Here is a 17908-nt window from a genome sequence, read left to right as displayed (position 1 = left end):
ATGTACTGTCTAAAGGTACAGAGTATGCTGGCTTGTCATCAGTAGTATTATAGATCCTTTGTAAAGTCATGGCTTTGAGCATATTACTGCTAAGACAATGATTTAAAAATAGTAGATTTATAAAAAAAAGCGCCCTGACTTTATAATCAAGGCGCTTTTTTTGCTTTATTACTTGTTAAATACCTTAAGCCACTACTCTTACCAGCCCAAGCTTTTTAAATAGTATTTATAACAGGCTGTGTTAAATTTTTAGAACCGTATAAACAGGTACTGGAAATTCGCCATGTAGTGCCACTAGATCTAATAACACTAATGCCCCCACTACCGTATGACCAGCTGATTTACACAGCTCATAAGCCGTAGTCAAAGTACCACCAGTTGCCAAAATATCATCAACTAATAGGACACGCTCAGGGGGCAAATTGTTTTGCATCTCTAGCGTATCTTTACCATACTCTAGCGCGTAGGCCTTGTTTGCCACTGGTGGCGGTAGCTTGCCCGCCTTACGTAGCAGTATAATGCCTTTGCCCAATCGTCCTGCCAGCAAGCTTGCAAACACAAATCCGCGAGCTTCAACAGCCCCTAGACAATCCACCTCCTCCATCAATCCTGCAGGCAGCGACGCTAGCATAGCATCGATAACCGCATCAACGTGGTTACGCAGTAATGGGGTGATATCATAAAAATCGATGCCCGCTTTAGGGAAGTTAGGCACAGTGCGAATGACTTGCCAAAACGGATGATCAGTATTGAGATTATCGGTGTTACGATTAGTCGACGACTCAGATATGGTTTTAGCTTGCTTGTCAGTAGTAGTAACACTCATAATAACCCTTAACTTGGACGGCTTGAATAATGTAAGATTCACCTTAAATAAGACAAGCTCTTATAAAAGGTAAAAATTAAAGCTGGATATAATAGCATAATCTTGCGGTCTTTTTTGACGGATAGCGCTAGCTAATACTTGAGAACAAATACGCTCTAAACCTAGCTGACACAAAACCATAACTTTATACAGATATAAAAATAAGCTAATGAGTACTCTGCAGTTCCAATATACAACTGTAAACTTAACTTTATATAGCACGGTTATATGCTAAACTGTGGGCGTTTTTATGGTGTAAATTTAGCTAGTAACGCTTTTAAAGCATAATAGTAATTATTGATAGGACGGTGTATGAAACGTTATGAATGTATTGTCTGTGGCTGGATCTACGATGAAGAACTAGGTTGCTCTGAAGAAGGTATCGCTCCTGGCACTAAATGGGAAGATATTCCTGATGATTGGACTTGTCCTGAATGTGGTGTTGGCAAGTTAGATTTTGAAATGATGGAAATCTAAGTAGATGACATGCTAAGCGGGAGATATCATGATCCACTCAAATAAATCAAGCCAAGATAAGGTTGCTGACGTGGCGACAGAAACAGCTTACTATCCAAATCCTGCATGGGAGAAGTTCGGTACGCATAATTGGCGTACCTCTGACTTAAGTGAGCACCTTTATCAGGCCATGATCGATATCGGCGATAATATTAAGCTGTGTGTCGAAGCCGGTGGTAATCCAGACCATCCCCCATTATTGATGGTGATGGGTCTAGGCTCACAAATGATCTTTTGGCCAGATGATTTTATCAAGCGTCTGATTAATGCTGGATTTTTTGTGATTCGTTTTGATAATCGTGATATCGGCTTATCCTCTAAAGTTCAAATCGAAGGATTGCCACGAATCAGCCAACTCAAAATGATGCTACGCTTGCAGACAGGTCTATCCAATAAATCAGCACAAGTCGCTTATAATTTGACCGATATGGCAGAGGATACGGTACGTCTGATAAAGGTGTTACAACTAAAAAGAACACATTTATTAGGAGCCTCGATGGGTGGTATGATTGCCCAAATTGTCGCTGCTCGCTATCCCAGCTTAATAGATCGTATGGTATTGATGTTCACTACTACCAATCGGGCATTTTTAAAGCCACCACGACCTAAGCAGCTCTATACTTTGATCAATAGACCGGAAAGCCATTCTGAACGTGATATCGTTCGGCACAGCGTCTGGTTCATGAAGACGGTAGGGACGCCCGGTCATGTCAATGTCCGTACTGTGCGTGAAATTGCCAAGTTACGTTATCAGCGCAACTTTCATCCGTTAGGAACCGTACAGCAACTCAATGCTATCCTATCATCGGGCTCTATTGCGCGTTTTAGTAAGCAAGTCAAAGCCCCGACTATCGTCATTCACGGTAGTGCTGATGGCCTATTGCCCTCCTCGCAAGGTCGGGTAGTAGCTAAGACTATTCCTAAAGCCAGCTTTCATCTGATTGATGGTATGGCTCATGATATCCCTGCCTACTATCAGCCATATTTAGTTGATTTGATAAGCAAGCATTTACTGTACTAATTATTCAGAAGATGCTGGAAATTAAAAAAGGGTGAGACTTATAAATAATATATAAGCCTCACCCTTTTTTTGCTGTTTAAAACACTATTATAGAGCTAACCCTAGTGGTTAATCGCAATCGACAACATTGCCTTGCGTGCCTATACAGATCTTAGCGCCGTTATTTAGAGTACCGATCCAAGCTTTACCTTGGTTAAAAATAAACATCGAGGCGTTCTCAGCATTCTGATTCTCCTCACTATTGCTAAAGTTAAATGGGATAACCAGCTCACCGCCTAAATTTAAGAACCCCCATTTATTGTTAATACGTACCCCAGCCAGTCCTTCCGAGAAAGGTCTTACTTCATCGAACGAATAAGTAATCATTATGGTTTTTTGCTCATCAACAAATCCCCATTTACCGTCTTGCTGATCGGCTTTTAAAGTAGTAAAAGTTTTGGACGTTACTGCGGTGGAGCTTGCTAGTGGCTTGTCTATTGCCAATGCCGATGCTTGCGCAGACCCCGCCTTAGTATTATTGCCATTACCATTACTACTATTGCCATTAGTATTATTGCCATTAGTACTATTGCCATTAGCATTAGTGTTGTTAGCATTAGTACTACTAGGCTCGCTAATAGTATTGCCTTTGCTATCCAGCTTGATATTGACTTTATTCTTACGGGCTTTGGCAACCCCATTACTATAATTATCAATATCACTAAAGGCTGAGGAAAAAGGCACAATAGTTTGATTGCTATTATCGATCACCCCATAGTTACCACCTTTTTTGACTACAATACGTCCTTCAGAAGCGGCTCGTGCCCAGCCTCTAGACTCTGCTAACACATCGTATATCAGCGGGATAATAGTTTGACCTTGCATATTGACATAACCAACACGGCCACTACGCTGTACTGGTATTAACCCGGCAGCTATTTTGTCGGCAGCAACCTTTTGATAGGCTGATAAATCAACTACCGGCTTGCCTTTGCTATCGATAAGAGCTACTGGTGCACCATAATCTTTACTGGCCAAAAAATAACCGCTCATAGAAGTACAAGCGACGTTCTTATAATAACTTTTGGGCGCTTTGCAGCTCGCAGCTTGTGCTGTTGGCAAAGTAAGCACTAACAGCAGCGAACTACTGAGCAGCCATCCTACTGTTGCTTTGAGTGCTAAAGCAGGCAAAAGAGGCATCAATAAGCTGGGACTTTTTTTAGGCTTTAAGGTATAGCATCGAGACATAGTAGAACCTAAGCGGAGTGTAGTGCTGATAAGGTTTATAGGCAATGTGATAATCAGTGTAGCCCTGTTAAATATTACTAGCTTAACAAATGTAGACCTCAGTACCCACTTGTATTCTGTAAGGGTGTGACCCTAAGCTTTAGAAACGGTTAGCTATTTGTCGCTAATTAAGCGGGTGGCTTGAACAAAAGCGCTCAACCTTATTGAGCCATATCCAAGTCTATTAATACTAGCCGTCTTTAGCTTTTAGCCGAAAAGGTTTACCATAGGATTTTTTATATCGCTTATTGATAATAGCGGATTCACACGAGGGCAACTTATGGCCGATTCTGCTTCACGCTCTGCTTCTATCGGCTTAGTCATTGGCTGTATTATTTTTGGCTTAGGCAGCTTAATTGTCGCTCATGTCGATATCGGTGGCTGGGCAATGGCGTTTTGGCGACTGGCTATCTCCGGTGTGGTGTTTGCTATGTTAGCAAAAGTGGCCGGCCAGCGGCTACCAGCCTCTAGACGAGCTATCGTTTATAGTTTGTTATCTGGTGCATTTCTTGGATTCGATTTAGCGCTTTGGCATGAGAGTATTCACGCTGTTGGACCAGGTATCTCAACCTTACTTAACAGCTTACAAATCTTCTTTTTAGCGGCTATTGGCTTTGTCTATTTCAGCGAGCGCCAGTCTATCTTGCAGCTCCTTAGTCTCTGCCTAGCCATGCTAGGAGTGGCGATGATTGGCAGCCCTGAATTTGCGCAAAACTCAGCTGCCACTTGGGGCTTTGTTACGGGCATTGTTTCAGGCGCGATGTTAGCAGCCTCGATGACTTTTATTCGTAAGACTCACGATACCGAGCCGACACCGATATTTGTACTGATGCAGCTGATTAGTATCGGTGGGGTGCTGGCGATGATAGTACCGATGTTATTAATTGATCAAGGTAATATATTACCCAATAGTTGGTATGAGCTTGCTTGGGTATTGGTCTACGGCACAGTAATGCAGTGCTTAGCTTGGGGCCTGATTGCTTATTCTATTCCTAAGCTCTCACTAACCTTAGTCGGCTTGCTACTGCTCACTGAGCCGATTGCCGCTTTGGTCATAGACTATAGCTGGCTTGATAAACCGATTAATAGCTTACAGTGGGCCGGTGCCCTACTAACTATGTTTGCTATTTTTTTGGGCTCACTCAAGCCCAAACCTCGGGCCCTAAGACGTTATCGCTTCTTTGCAAAATTCTATAAGCGTAACTATAAATAATAGGGTTAGGCACAACACCCCTATTAACCTTATCGATAATAAAAAAAGCTTAAATCTAAGTAGATTCAAGCTTTTTTTATAACCGCTACAAGTCTTAGTGACGAATCAGCCTTATAATTCTTAGCCTTTTTGGCGATTGAATAAAGCGTTTAGGATGATAGCGGTCAAAGTTGCTGTACCGATGCCACCCAAATCGAAGCTGCCTAGATGCAAGCTAAAGTTACCTGTACCCATAATTACTGTCACGGCGGCAATAATAAGATTACTATTCTTGCTAAAGTCGATATGACTATCTATCCATATTTTAGCACCAGCGATAGCGATCAGGCCGAATACTACAATAGAGGCGCCGCCTAATAATGCTGCTGGAATAGTCTGAATCACAGCGCCAAACTTCGGTGATAATCCTAACAGAATAGCTACTAACCCAGCTATCACAAATATCGTAGTACTGTAGACTTTAGTGACTGCCATTACCCCGATGTTTTCAGCGTAAGTAGTGACCCCTGTGCCGCCAAAACCTGCAGAAAAAGTCGTCGCTAACCCATCTGCAAAGAACGCTTTGCCCATATGAGGGGTTACGCGAGTTTTAGTCATGCCTTCAACCGCTTTGAAATGTCCGAGGTTTTCGGCAATAAGAATAAAGGCGACGGGTGCTATTAATATGATAGCGCTAAGCTCAAAGCGTGGGGTATGAATGCTAGGCAAGCCAAACCATGAAGCTGCAGCAACCCCACTAAAATCAATCGGCACCCCAAATCCCATTAGGTTGCTGACGATATAGTAGGTGATATAAGACAGTATCAAGCCGACTAATAATAATAGGCGTCTGAGCATACCGCGCGTAAATACCGCCACGCCACTGATCAACAGCACCGTAAAGGCTGCCATCCAAGCGTCAAACTGATTGGCAGATACCCCTTGAATAGTCACCGGCGCTAAGTTAAGACCGATGATCATCACAATCGCCCCAGTGACGATAGGCGGCATCAAGCGCTCAATCCAGCCAGTACCAGTCTTCATCACTAGCAAGCCGACTAAGGCATAAATGATACCACAGACCATAATACCGCCTAACGCGACATCTAAGTTGGTATTGAAGCCGACGCCTGCATAGGCAGTAACCGCTATCACTGGTCCAATGAAGGCAAAACTAGACCCTAAGTAACTGGGCATACGTCCACCGGTGATGATAAAGAACATCACGGTACAGATACCTGACATTAAGATAGCTAAGTTGGGATCAAAACCCATCAGTAATGGAGCCAGCACTGTCGAGCCAAACATAGCAAAAGTATGTTGCACGCCTAGTAGCAAACTCTTAGAGGGCGGTAGATACTCATTGATACCTACCGGATTACGATCTATATCACCTTTGAACGGTCGCCAAGTAGGGAACCAACGGCCATTTTCAAAATCTGGATTGTCAGTATATTGCCTCTTTGCGCTGCTAATACCAGCATTGTGCAAAGCGTTAGGCTCATTATTAGACGATTCATTAGATGAATGACTATCTACAGCTTTAGATGAGGATGAATGCTCTGAGGGAGGTGTCATGCGCGCTTTTCCTTTAAGGCTTGATATTATAAAGCGATATCCTTAACTGACATCAAAAGATAACTGGGTAAAATTGGCTGGTAACAATATTGGGCTGGGCTGGCTAGCCACTATATTACCTATATTGTATGACACTAGCGTATTTCGCTAGCTGTCAACGATTAGATATGCTTAACTAACTCCACTAGGTTGAGTATTGACAAGATAAGCATATTTTTTGGCATTGCCATATTTACAGGATGTTACATAATTATAGATGCCGAGCATCATAACGGAATTCAATAATAAACAACAGCTATTATTCACGTGTCTCACGTACTCTTACGTTTAAAAATTTCTATAGACCCTAGCATTAACTTACCTTTTTGCCTGCCTTACAAGCCACTGTTATCGATGCTATTTACTTTAGTATTTATGCTAGTGCTTATACTGATAGCTATGTTAATAGTTAAGTTTATAGTTCAGTTAATAGTTATGCTGCTATTGATCATTATATTTGCTAGCTAATTACTAGCTGATGAGCCACTCAGCTAAACTCTAAAACTGCCCGAAAAACTAGATAAAAAATAAATAATTTTTCAATATAAAGCGGTGTATCATCACCACATTGACTCCCTTTAACTTCTCTTTGGTAATTGACTATGATTAGTGTATTTGATTTATTTAAAATTGGTATTGGTCCATCAAGCTCCCATACGGTAGGCCCAATGGTAGCAGCTAATTTATTCTTAGTCTCCCTACTCAAGCAAGCAAAACTGACTGATGTAACCGCTATTGAGATTGAGTTGTACGGCTCTTTAGCGGCAACTGGTAAAGGTCACGCTACCGATACTGCCATACTGTTAGGTTTACTTGGACATAAGCCAAGTACTATTGACACCCGCTTAACAGACCAGTATCTAACGCCGATATTTTCTGAGCAGCAATTGAACTTATCAGGTGAGCATAGCGTCGGCTTTGACATTGAACGCGATATTCGCTGGTACGGCGACACGGTATTGCCTTATCACCCTAACGCTATGACTATCTGCGCTGTATTGGCTGACGGCACTCGCTATCAGCAGACTTATTACTCCGTAGGTGGCGGTTTCGTCATCAATGAAGAAGACGCCAACGATCCTGAGCAAGATAGTGCTGCGCCAACTATTGGTCGCATTCCTTATCCCTTTGATAGCGCCGCAGAGCTACTTGAACAGTGCCACCTGCATAACTTAACGGTTAGCGAACTAGTATTAGCCAATGAGTGTCACTATCGCCATAAAGATGAGGTTTATGCTTATCTAGATTCGATTTGGGAGGCGATGCAGGACTGTGTCACTAGAGGCTGTGAAAATGGCGGTATCCTACCCGGCGGCTTGAACGTTAGGCGTCGGGCGCAGGCTCTGCATTTGCAACTTTGTGCCGAAAAAGATCTTCCTGCTACTAAAAGTGATAAATTAGCAGCGATGGATTGGGTGGATTTATATGCCTTGGCAGTTAATGAAGAAAACGCTAATGGGGGCAACGTAGTGACTGCTCCGACTAATGGTGCTGCCGGTATTATCCCAGCAGTCATGCATTACTATCGTGATTTTATCGCCAGTTATAGTAATGATGGCGCGCGTAAATTTTTATTAAACTCTACTGCTATTGGCAGCCTAATTAAGCAAAACGCTTCTATTTCTGGTGCGGAAGTCGGCTGTCAAGGTGAAGTTGGTTCTGCTTGTGCTATGGCGGCTTCTGGTCTAGCTGAGATTATGGGCGGCGATCCTGCTAAGTGCTTAAATGCTGCTGAAATTGGTATTGAACATAACCTAGGTCTAACTTGTGACCCTGTCGGCGGCTTAGTACAAGTACCTTGCATTGAACGTAATGCTATGGGCGCGGTCAAAGCCATCAACGCTGCACGTCTAGCCTGCCGAGGCAATGGAGAGCATTTTGTCTCTTTCGATAAAGTAGTCAAAACTATGAAACAGACTGGCGCTGACATGCTAGATAATTATAAAGAGACTTCACGTGGTGGTCTGGCAGTTTATGCCGATAATCGTATTCCTACTGTCTCTCAAGGGGTCAGTGTCAAATACAGTCAATGCTAATACTTGTATATTTTTTAGACACTAACAGATTTTAATATTAAAAGATAAGCAAAAAAAAGCCTCTAACGAATTAGAGGCTTTTTTTATTGAGCATCGCTGTCAAATATTATAGCTATCAGATTAAGCAGCTATCAGATTAAAAACTTATAAATCAGACAGCTATCTAATCAAATAATAACCCAACTTAGACAATGATTACTCTGCAGTCTTTGAAACCACTTCATTCAAGATCCACATAGGCTTAACTGTACCAGCCGCTTCGTCAGCTACCGCTTCTTGACGTAAGTCTAGGATATAGCGATAGTTTGGCTCATAAGTGAACCCTTGGATGTTACCATTCAAAGTGTTGTAGTTCTTTTGATAAGTTTGACGATACTGAATACATTCAGCTTCAACAACATTGCCATCATTAGCAGTATATTCACAGATAGCCTTACGTGGGGCAATCTCTACTTTAAAGCTTGGAATGTTAACGACTTTAACGTTTACAGACTGGCCTTCAACAACCATAGTGCGCTCGTTATCCAAGCCCATAGTAGAACAACCCGCTAATACAAAAGTTGATGCTAATGCTGCTAATACTAATTTTTTCATTATGCTATTCCTCAGTTAATAAACGTTTTATGACTGTTAAATTATCTATATAAGCTTTTAGAATACTTGCTATTGCCAAAACAATTGGTAATAAGCCTTAACCTTATCAAAAGCTATGTATCTTATTTTTTTGCTGCGATAAGTATAGACCGCTTAAAACCTTGTACTCTATAACTGCTTTGTAATTAAACGTCAAAGTTTGCAACAGCATTCGATCTCAGTCTTATAGTTATACCCTTACTGGTGCGATAGTAGTTTCTGTCAAAATCTGAATAAGCACTAGGGTTACTTGTCTAAAACACCCTGATTAGCTGCGATAATCAGCATTAATCTTCACGTACTCATAAGATAAATCACAAGTATAAACCGTATCACTAGCACTGCCTCGTGCTAAATCAATATGAATAGTAATCTCAGGACGACTCATGACCTCATTACCTGCTTGTTCGTTATAACTAGGTGCTACTACGCCATTCTGACAGATCATCACTTCGTTCAACGACACATCGACTTGTTCTGTATCTAAATCTTCAACGCCAGCGTAACCGACTGCTGCTAATATCCGTCCCCAGTTGGCGTCACTAGCAAAAAATGCAGTCTTAACGAGCGGCGAATGGGCAACAGCATACGCCACATCACAGCACTCTTTAGTAGTCTTACCACTCGTAACTTTAACCGTTATAAACTTAGTAGCCCCTTCTCCATCACGCACAATCAATTGGGCTAAGCGCACAAAGACAGCCGTTAATGCGCTAAATAACGCTTGGTAATGAGGATGTTCTGGACTATCAATAACCTCGGCGCTGGCTTTACCGGTGGCAATCAATACACAACAGTCATTAGTCGATGTGTCGCCATCTACGGTAATGCGATTAAAGGACTGCTCATTAATGGCAGTGAGCATCTCTTGTAATAGATCAGCTGCGATGTTGGCATCAGTAGCAACATAGCCAAGCATAGTCGCCATGTTGGGACGAATCATTCCTGAGCCTTTAGACATACCAGTGATATGGTAGCTGATACTACTATCCCCACTAGTTATCTCTACTTTTTGGCTGGCTACTTTGGGTATAGTATCAGTAGTGCGGATACCATTAGCAGCGGCTAACCAATTGTCAGCGCCTAGCTGAGACAATGCTGTATCTAGTCCCGCTACTATAGCCTCGCTGTTTAATGGCTCACCAATGACTCCTGTTGAGAATGGTAATACCATTGTCGTATCAACTGCAGCTTTACTGGCTAACGCTTGGCAAATATCCAGTGCACGGCGTTTACCATCAGCACCAGTACCGGCATTGGCGTTACCCGTATTAGTCACTAGATAACGGGGACTATTAGCAGCAAAATGCTCACGCAATACTCGTACTGGCGCGGCACAAAATGCATTTTTGGTAGTGACCACTGCGGTATTAGCGCCTTGCGCAATCTCTATTACCACTAAATCATTGCGGTCTTGGTAACGTACCCCAGCGGCAGTAGCACTTAAAGTAATGCCATCGATAGCATAAATGGTATTTGGTACTGCAACATTGCCAACAGCCATAGTGACTCCTTATTATTGGTAGATTGTTATTAATAAATTATGATTAATAAATTATTTTTAATGGTGCTCATTAGTACGTCTAACTGTTTATAGATATAACTGCGCGTAGCTATAGTTAAGAGTAGATATAAGCAGTAATTATTAACAGGAGGCGATCAAAAGTGCTGTTTAGAGTTGACGTCTAACAGCACTAGCTACTATAACTAACTGACCTTGAGCTTTATATCGATAAGGCAATAATTAAGATTTGCTTAAGTCAAACTTTGACCAAATAGGAGCATGATCAGAAGGCTTTTCCATAGCACGTAGCTCATAGCTTATACCAGAGTCTAGACATTGCTCAGTGAGATCTGGGGTACATAAAATATGATCAATTCGCATACCACGTTTAGGCTCGTCATTAAAGCCACGGCTGCGATAATCAAACCAGCTATATAGCTCATTGCTCTTTGGATAATGCTGACGATAAGTGTCGATAAGATCACGTGACATCAGTGCTGCATACCATTCGCGCTCCTCTGGCAAAAATGAAGTTTTACCATTTTTGAGCCAACGCTTAGCATTGACTTCACCAATACCAATATCGATATCTTCAGGAGCAATATTCATATCACCCATGACTATCAATGAGCGTCCTTCAGCTTTTAGCGTATCAATATACGCCATCAAATCAGCATAATAAGCACGTTTCATAGGGTATTTAGTGGGATGATCTTGACTCTCACCTTGTGGAAAATAGCCATTAAGCACATCTATCTCACGGCCCTGCAATAGATAACGGCCATGAATAAAACGCTTTTGCGCCTCTTCATCTTCTCCAGGAAAGCCTTTTTGCACAAAGATAGGCGGCTCTTTAGACATCAACGCCACGCCATAATGACCCTTTTGTCCAAAGTACTCTACGTGATAACCAAGACCTTCTACATCATCAATAGGGAACTGATCATCATGTACTTTGGTCTCTTGTAGACCTATGACATCAGGGTCGATTATATCGCGTAAAGCCTCTAGCTGATGTGGGCGGGCACGAATACCATTAACATTAAAACTGACAAAACAAGTCATGCATAATCCTATTCTTTTTAGTGGGTTTATTAACAGCGTTTTATTTTAAACAATATATAATTTTAATCAGCTACTGACATAAACTTTGCTTGGCTCTAGTGGTTAAGATAAAGTATAAATATTATGGCTGCTATAAGTACTATGACTACCGCTATTGTCTTCTATAATGCTAGTCTAATAGCCAATAATACGCTAAAAACACTAGTAGACACGCCTAATCATTAATCTCTATTGAGACCCTTTATGACTAATCAAAAAATAAGCAGTACTGCCAATCTATTACAACAAACCACGCCTTTATTCGCCACCGATTACCATATCTATATCAATCATACCGATGCTGGCGGCATAGTCTATCATGCCAATCATCTAGTGTTTTTTGAGAACTGCCGTCGTGACTGGTTTACTAAGATTGGACTTAATACCTATTTTTTGCAAGCTGATGATGGTCAAATCCAACATTTTGTAGTCAGTCAAGCCGAGCTACAATACCGTAAAGCTATCTTTCTCGATGAAATTATCACTGTACAAATCGATAAAGTTGACCTAAAACCAGCCAGCATTATATTTTATCAAAGCATTCACCGCCAATCAGCAGCAGCTGATTCACTAGCCACTACCAGTCCTAGTAGTAGCCTGTTAAGTAGCGCTAGAATTGTCATCGCTTGTGTACAAAATCAAATCAAAAGTGAAACGCCTTCGCCAATTGAAAACTCAGCGGACAACCAAGCAGCGACTCAAGCACCAGCAGCTGCCCCTAGTGCCGCGCCTATTAGACCGATTCGAGTGCCCAAAAAGCTGCATCATCTCATTGAGCAAGCCATGATTCAGCATGCACAAGGTCAATAGCCGTTGCCAATTCCTACTGCTATTAATAACCAGCCCTTATTGAGCTTTAGTGAGCTCAGTGCGCGGGGCACAGCTTCCCTAGGATCTCATACTGATAGTAGTATCGGGACTAGTAACGCTGTTGCTAAAACTGCCACTAACGCTGCCAAAGCACCTAAACCTTATAACCTAGCTAGCATCTATAAACCAGCTAAAAGCTGGTTTGGCAGTTTATGGCGCCAATCATTATCGACCCAGCTACCCTTAGAGACTCAGCGGCCCTTACTACTTGACGGTGCGAATGGTCAGCTATTAGCAGGACAATTGACAGTCTTAACTGGGGCCTCAGGCAGTGGCAAGTCGGTACTGCTACGCTTGCTTGCCGGCCTAACCTCAATCAGTACAGGCGACATTCATCTTAATGGAATTAGTATTTTTGATTCGTCGCCTATCTACTGGCGAGCTCAAGTAGCGTTGCTCAGTCAGCATCCACAGCTAATAGAAGGCAGCGTTCTTGACAATCTACAGTTGCCTTACACTCTAGATGCTCATCATAATCAGCAGTTTGATAAGCAATGGCACCTTAAACAGCTGAGCTATTTGCAGCGCGACGAGCAGTTATTATATCAGTCAACGGCCTATCTATCAGGTGGTGAACGACAACTAGTAAATATCTTGCGCTTATTACAATTAGACCCCCAAGTACTGCTACTAGATGAGCCCACGGCCGCTTTAGATCCACAAACCGCAGCAGACTTGATTAGACTGTTGCTTAAGTGGCTGCATGATGACTCAAATCGTGCGCTACTATGGATAACTCATGATATCGATAGCATTATGCCGTTTGCTGATAGCCATTGGCAGATGCAAGCGGGGCGGCTGACCAAGCTGGCCTAAACCAGATCTACCATTAGATATATTTTACAGCTTAACCTCACCCTGATAAAAATGACAAACACTTTTGATGATAAGCCCCTATGACTAACACTAATGAGCTGCAAATCTTGCTAACCACTACTGATATAGCTTTGGCCAGCAGCTTAATTTTGCTAGTCATGTTGGTATCTTGGCGCTTACGTTTACACTTAGGCTCTACTTTGCTGATAGCGGCAGTACGTACTATTGTACAGCTGAGCTTTATAGGGCTGATACTAGCTTGGGTGTTTGCCCGTGAGCAATGGTATGAAGTGCTCTTGATTCTAACCATGATGACTCTGATCGCTGGTATTGCTGCCAAAAACCGAGTCAAGCGGGTGTATAAAGGCTTGTTTACGGATACTTTGCTTGCCGTTAGTTTATCAGCAGTCCTAGTAACTACTATTGCTATCACGATAATATTGCAAGTTAGTCCTTGGTACACCCCGCAGTTCATTATCCCGATTCTAGGTCTCATACTGGGCAATTCACTTACCGCTATCTCTTTGACTAGCAATCAGCTTGTCGAGGCTTTTTATAGTCAGCAGCCACGAATTGAGATGATGCTATCCTTATCCGCCACCCCTTATGAGGCGATACACTCGCCGATGCGCGCCGCTATTATCAGTGGTATGACCCCTACTCTGAACTCCATGCTGGTGGTCGGTATTGTTAGTTTACCGGGAATGATGACGGGTCAAATACTTGCCGGTGCTGATCCAAGCCAAGCGGTACGCTATCAAATTGTGTCTATGTTTTTGATTTGTGCCAGTAGTACTCTTGGCTGCACTTTGAGCGCCCTACTCACTTACCGCCGGTTCTTTAATGCCAATAAGCAATTCGTCCTTCCTTAACTGCTCTTATCCGCTTGTTATTTAACTGATTTAAAATTACGTTTTTCTATAACTTCCTAAATACTTGTAAGCACTTGACTGTGAGGACTACCATTACACAGCCCCTCACTGGATAGTAAATAAAAAAAAATCAATAAAAAAGCCCTGCAAGCTACTTATTGATAATAAATAACTTACAGGGCTTTTGCTGGCGATTAATCAAAACCAACACCACAACGCTACCGAAATCAGCTTATTTTGTTGACCACATTTAAGGGAAGATGTTTCATTGCTTGACCAACTATAGACCATGGTAAGCTTGGCACACAAGCTTCATCAACCCCAGACTCAATCGCCGCTACCATAGCTTTAGTGCCAGTATCGGCATCCACCTGAAAAGGTAATGGCTTAGCATTAGTATTGATTTCAGTGCGGATATAACCCGGATAAATTGTCGAGACTTTGATCGGTAGCTTGGTGAGCAGCATATCAGCACGAATCCCTTCTGCTAAATGTGCCAAGCCCGCTTTACTAGCCCCATAAGTGGTCATGTGCTTAGGCAGTCCACGCATAGCGGACATACTCGATATCACTACTAGATGACCATTATTTTGTGCACGAAATATTTGCATAGCCGCTTCACACTGGGCCAAAGCTGAGACAAAGTTGATTTCAGCAGTACGGCGATTGGTTTCAAACCGGCCTTTACCGATCCGGCGACTCTCACCAACACCAGCATTAACGACTACTCGATCTATCTGGCCAAAGTCGGTAGCAAAGCGGTCGAACACTTCAAATATAGCAGCATAATCACTGACATCAAGCTCTCGATACTCCACTCGTATATTAGGGTAGCTAGTTGTCAGCTCTTCTTTAAGCTGCTCTAAGCGCTCAGTACGCCGTGCACAAATCGCTAAGTTATAGCCCAATTTGGCAAACAATCTTGCCATACCTTCACCTAAACCTGAGCTGGCACCAGTGATCAAAACGGTTTGGTCTTTTCCAACTTGCTTTTTGTTAAGAGTAGCTAGATAACGGGCAGGTTGAATGGCACCAAACGCTTGATCTTTAGTTTGCTTTGCCGCTTGGGTTACCAAGCTCAATAGTTTATGCTGCATGGGCAATCCTTGCTATGTCTGTAGGCAGATAAAGCCTAAAAATGTTGAGTTCAACCGGACATTATAAGGTTTATCGTTGCAACAATGAATGCAAGTTGTGTAGTTATGTAGGCCTAGCCCGCCCTCTAATTATTGGGCGAGCTGTCTTTGATAAACACCCCAGTTATCCTACGGCTGGAAAAATAGTGCTTAGCACTGAGTAGTTACTAGTTAATACTAATGTTTAGTCACAAAACTATTACCGGCACTGAACAGATGACTGTGCTCGTTATACGATAGTAATTGTAGCTTCTGTTGATGAATACTAATAGCAGTAACCCCAGTGTTGACTGAACTCTGAGTCAATTGATAAGCAGTAGCACTATGCTGCTGCAACAGATGGGCAGTAATGGCGGCAATCACCCCACCTGAAGTAAATACTAATACTGTACTGTCTTGATTAAGATGCGCTAGATTGTCTACTTGCGTACGTAGCTGCTGTAGCGCTTGCTGCGCACGTTGGCTAAATTGTGGCCAGCTCTCCAAGTAATCTTCATCATGATCACCAGCATGCCAGCGTTGCATAGCCATCCCAAACAGCTCCCCTAATCGAGACAAGGGCTTATTTTCTCGCTTAAGCTCAGCGGCAATCTGAGCTTGCGTAGACAGCGTCGGATTAGACTTGACGAATACATCCTCGTGATTGAATTCATCGAATAAAGGCAATACATAACTTTCAGGGTTCGCTAGATCTAAAATAGCAGCGGAACCCTGATGATCAATGTTGGCTTGGGCTGGCTGATATGATTGCCAAAAATGCTGTGCTGAATCACGTTGACGCACTAAGCTGCCACTAAAGATAGCATCTATACGCCGCTGACTATTGCCATAATGCTGACCAAGCATCTTAGCTTGTAGCGTCCCAAGCTCTGAGAGCTGATCATAATTCTCTTGTCCAAATGAGGCTTGGCCGTGACGAGCTAAAAGGAGGGTTGTCATAAAGTAGTGCCTGTTATCATTATATTTTAGAATAAGGTTATAAATTTAAGCCGATTACTTATCTATAGATTTTGCGTCCTGTTCAATAGCCGCTGCTGGCGCAAAATAAGCTTTAGGTAATACACTTTTGATTACCGCTTGTAGCGGGCCAGGAAGCTGTTCAATAGTAGTAGCATCGATACCTCTATCTGCTAAGTGTGGCTGCACGTAATTCATAAACAGCGCATCGCCTTCATACTTAGCGATCAGTTTAAGGCATTTAGCATGCAAGACATGGACAATAATCCAAAAGTTCTTAAAAGCCGGATTGCTAGTTTGTTTATGGTAAAAACGATAATAGATCTGCTGCACTATACCAGCTAAGCGGAACAAGCCAAACACTTCATAAAAGGTCCAATTGTCTAGCTCTAGGCCCGTCTGGGCAAGATAATACTCAACCACTTCATCACGAGTCATCATACCGGCAAGATGAGTGGGCTGTCGACGCGACTGCTGCATAATAATATTGTCATCGGCCTCAATCCAATAAGCCAAGGCACTGCCTAAATCCATTAATGGATCGCCTAAAGTAGCCATTTCCCAATCGAGTACCCCTATCACTTGGGTGGGATCGTCAGCGGCCAAGATGACATTATCGAAGCGCCAATCATTGTGGATGACGCAAGTGTTACTGTCTTTAGGGGTATGGTTAGCTAGCCATTGTCTCACCACAGCGAAACTAGGTACATTCGGGGTCTTGGCTTTGACATAGCGCTTATCCCAACCACTGACTTGACGCTCACAGTAACCCTCACCGCGGCCTAAGGCTACTAGCTCAGGGTGCTGCTGATAATCAACTTGATGCAGCTTAATTAAGGCATCAATGACGTTAGTGCATAGCTCATGAGTTTGACTAGTATCAAAATCTATTTCTTTAGGCAAATTAGCACGAGGAATAATACCTTCCATGCGCTCCATCACATAAAAGTCGGCACCGATAACCGCCTCGTCAGTACACAGAGCAATCATCTTTGGCACGTAAGGATAGACCTTTACTAGCGCTTTTTGTACTGTATATTCCCGTACCATATCATGCGCTGATTTGGCTTTAGTGCCTTTAGGGGGACGACGTAGAATAAGGTCTTGATTGGCATATTGTAGACGATAAGTCCAGTTTGATGCCCCGCCTGAGAACTGAGTAACGACAGGCTCTCCTACTACCTCTACGCCCTGCTCGCGTAGCCATATAGTTACTGCTTGCGCATCAAGCTCCTCGCCTTCACGCACCTCACCGCCTTTATCTAGTACAGTATGGGTCAATGATTTATCGGTGCTATTGGATTTTTGATTAGTATGGCTATCGGTAGCTAGGTTGTCGCTACTGTTATTGCCATTGCCATTGCCACTGTTATTTGAGCGGCTACTTTGCAGATTGTTATTATTGTCTGACATGTGATAATCCTTATCTCGATGTTAAGCTAACTGCAAATTTTTATTAAAAAAACGAAATCTAATAAGGGCTAACGAAATTCCATTGTTTAC

General features: G+C 42.6%; 16 protein-coding genes. 7 read left to right on the top strand and 9 right to left on the bottom strand.

Features of this window, described 5'->3' with window-relative positions; genetic code table 11:
• Window positions 1–241 precede the first annotated feature (241 nt).
• Entirely contained in the window at window positions 242–826 is a 585-nt protein-coding gene (locus KZA12_RS12090) for an adenine phosphoribosyltransferase (RefSeq protein ID WP_201622843.1), read from the bottom strand.
• A 351-nt stretch (window positions 827–1177) separates the two neighbouring features.
• Here KZA12_RS12090 and KZA12_RS12085 point away from each other — a divergent pair, with 351 nt between their 5' ends.
• Window positions 1178–1342, top strand: coding sequence for a rubredoxin (locus KZA12_RS12085; RefSeq protein WP_201622842.1), 165 nt, complete (start codon window positions 1178–1180; stop codon window positions 1340–1342).
• 28 nt (window positions 1343–1370) lie between these two features.
• Window positions 1371–2402, top strand: a complete 1032-nt coding sequence (locus tag KZA12_RS12080; RefSeq protein WP_218690387.1) for an alpha/beta fold hydrolase — start codon at window positions 1371–1373, stop codon at window positions 2400–2402.
• Window positions 2403–2510: 108 nt separating this feature from the next.
• On the opposite strand, the gene KZA12_RS12075 is transcribed toward KZA12_RS12080, so the two are convergent.
• On the bottom strand, window positions 2511–3629 hold the full coding sequence (locus tag KZA12_RS12075; RefSeq protein ID WP_256932957.1) for a WG repeat-containing protein: 1119 nt from the start codon (window positions 3627–3629) through the stop codon (window positions 2511–2513).
• A gap of 319 nt (window positions 3630–3948) precedes the next feature.
• On the opposite strand from KZA12_RS12075, the gene KZA12_RS12070 reads away from it, so the two are divergent.
• Complete coding sequence (locus KZA12_RS12070) at window positions 3949–4881, top strand: DMT family transporter (protein ID WP_218690386.1); 933 nt, start codon at window positions 3949–3951, stop codon at window positions 4879–4881.
• 120 nt (window positions 4882–5001) lie between these two features.
• On the opposite strand, the gene KZA12_RS12065 is transcribed toward KZA12_RS12070, so the two are convergent.
• The gene (locus KZA12_RS12065; RefSeq protein ID WP_201622838.1) at window positions 5002–6438 is read right to left on the bottom strand and encodes a solute carrier family 23 protein; all 1437 of its coding nucleotides are present in this window, start codon (window positions 6436–6438) and stop codon (window positions 5002–5004) included.
• Between the two features lie 641 nt (window positions 6439–7079).
• On the opposite strand from KZA12_RS12065, the gene KZA12_RS12060 reads away from it, so the two are divergent.
• Window positions 7080–8513 (top strand): L-serine ammonia-lyase, encoded by a 1434-nt coding sequence (locus KZA12_RS12060; protein ID WP_218690385.1) that lies wholly within the window; start codon window positions 7080–7082, stop codon window positions 8511–8513.
• Between the two features lie 195 nt (window positions 8514–8708).
• On the opposite strand, the gene KZA12_RS12055 is transcribed toward KZA12_RS12060, so the two are convergent.
• The 3 genes from KZA12_RS12055 to xthA all read right to left on the bottom strand — a co-directional run bounded on the left by KZA12_RS12055 (window position 8709) and on the right by xthA (window position 11715).
• The gene (locus tag KZA12_RS12055) at window positions 8709–9107 is read right to left on the bottom strand and encodes a DUF4377 domain-containing protein (RefSeq protein WP_201622836.1); all 399 of its coding nucleotides are present in this window, start codon (window positions 9105–9107) and stop codon (window positions 8709–8711) included.
• A gap of 307 nt (window positions 9108–9414) precedes the next feature.
• Complete coding sequence (gene argJ, locus KZA12_RS12050) at window positions 9415–10650, bottom strand: bifunctional glutamate N-acetyltransferase/amino-acid acetyltransferase ArgJ (RefSeq protein WP_218690384.1); 1236 nt, start codon at window positions 10648–10650, stop codon at window positions 9415–9417.
• A gap of 240 nt (window positions 10651–10890) precedes the next feature.
• Complete coding sequence (gene xthA / locus KZA12_RS12045; RefSeq protein WP_201622834.1) at window positions 10891–11715, bottom strand: exodeoxyribonuclease III; 825 nt, start codon at window positions 11713–11715, stop codon at window positions 10891–10893.
• A gap of 243 nt (window positions 11716–11958) precedes the next feature.
• Here xthA and KZA12_RS12040 point away from each other — a divergent pair, with 243 nt between their 5' ends.
• The 3 genes from KZA12_RS12040 to fetB all read left to right on the top strand — a co-directional run bounded on the left by KZA12_RS12040 (window position 11959) and on the right by fetB (window position 14312).
• Window positions 11959–12564, top strand: coding sequence for a thioesterase family protein (locus tag KZA12_RS12040; RefSeq protein WP_201622833.1), 606 nt, complete (start codon window positions 11959–11961; stop codon window positions 12562–12564).
• Between the two features lie 3 nt (window positions 12565–12567).
• Window positions 12568–13440: an ATP-binding cassette domain-containing protein gene (locus tag KZA12_RS12035; protein WP_218690383.1), complete on the top strand. Its 873-nt coding sequence runs from the start codon at window positions 12568–12570 to the stop codon at window positions 13438–13440.
• 80 nt (window positions 13441–13520) lie between these two features.
• The gene (gene fetB, locus KZA12_RS12030; protein ID WP_218690382.1) at window positions 13521–14312 is read left to right on the top strand and encodes an iron export ABC transporter permease subunit FetB; all 792 of its coding nucleotides are present in this window, start codon (window positions 13521–13523) and stop codon (window positions 14310–14312) included.
• A 227-nt stretch (window positions 14313–14539) separates the two neighbouring features.
• Here fetB and KZA12_RS12025 read toward each other — a convergent pair whose 3' ends face one another.
• The 3 genes from KZA12_RS12025 to KZA12_RS12015 form a co-directional block, all read right to left on the bottom strand.
• The gene (locus tag KZA12_RS12025) at window positions 14540–15409 is read right to left on the bottom strand and encodes an SDR family oxidoreductase (protein WP_218690381.1); all 870 of its coding nucleotides are present in this window, start codon (window positions 15407–15409) and stop codon (window positions 14540–14542) included.
• Between the two features lie 216 nt (window positions 15410–15625).
• The gene (locus tag KZA12_RS12020; protein WP_218690380.1) at window positions 15626–16387 is read right to left on the bottom strand and encodes a histidine phosphatase family protein; all 762 of its coding nucleotides are present in this window, start codon (window positions 16385–16387) and stop codon (window positions 15626–15628) included.
• A 54-nt stretch (window positions 16388–16441) separates the two neighbouring features.
• Window positions 16442–17818: a phosphotransferase family protein gene (locus tag KZA12_RS12015; RefSeq protein WP_218690379.1), complete on the bottom strand. Its 1377-nt coding sequence runs from the start codon at window positions 17816–17818 to the stop codon at window positions 16442–16444.
• Window positions 17819–17908: the final 90 nt, after the last annotated feature.

Origin of the sequence: Psychrobacter sp. BF1 (genome assembly GCF_019279065.1) — a bacterium.
Lineage (GTDB): Bacteria > Pseudomonadota > Gammaproteobacteria > Pseudomonadales > Moraxellaceae > Psychrobacter > Psychrobacter urativorans.
The sequence above is the reverse complement of the archived record's forward strand: the minus strand, read 5'-3'. Positions and strand labels throughout refer to the sequence as shown.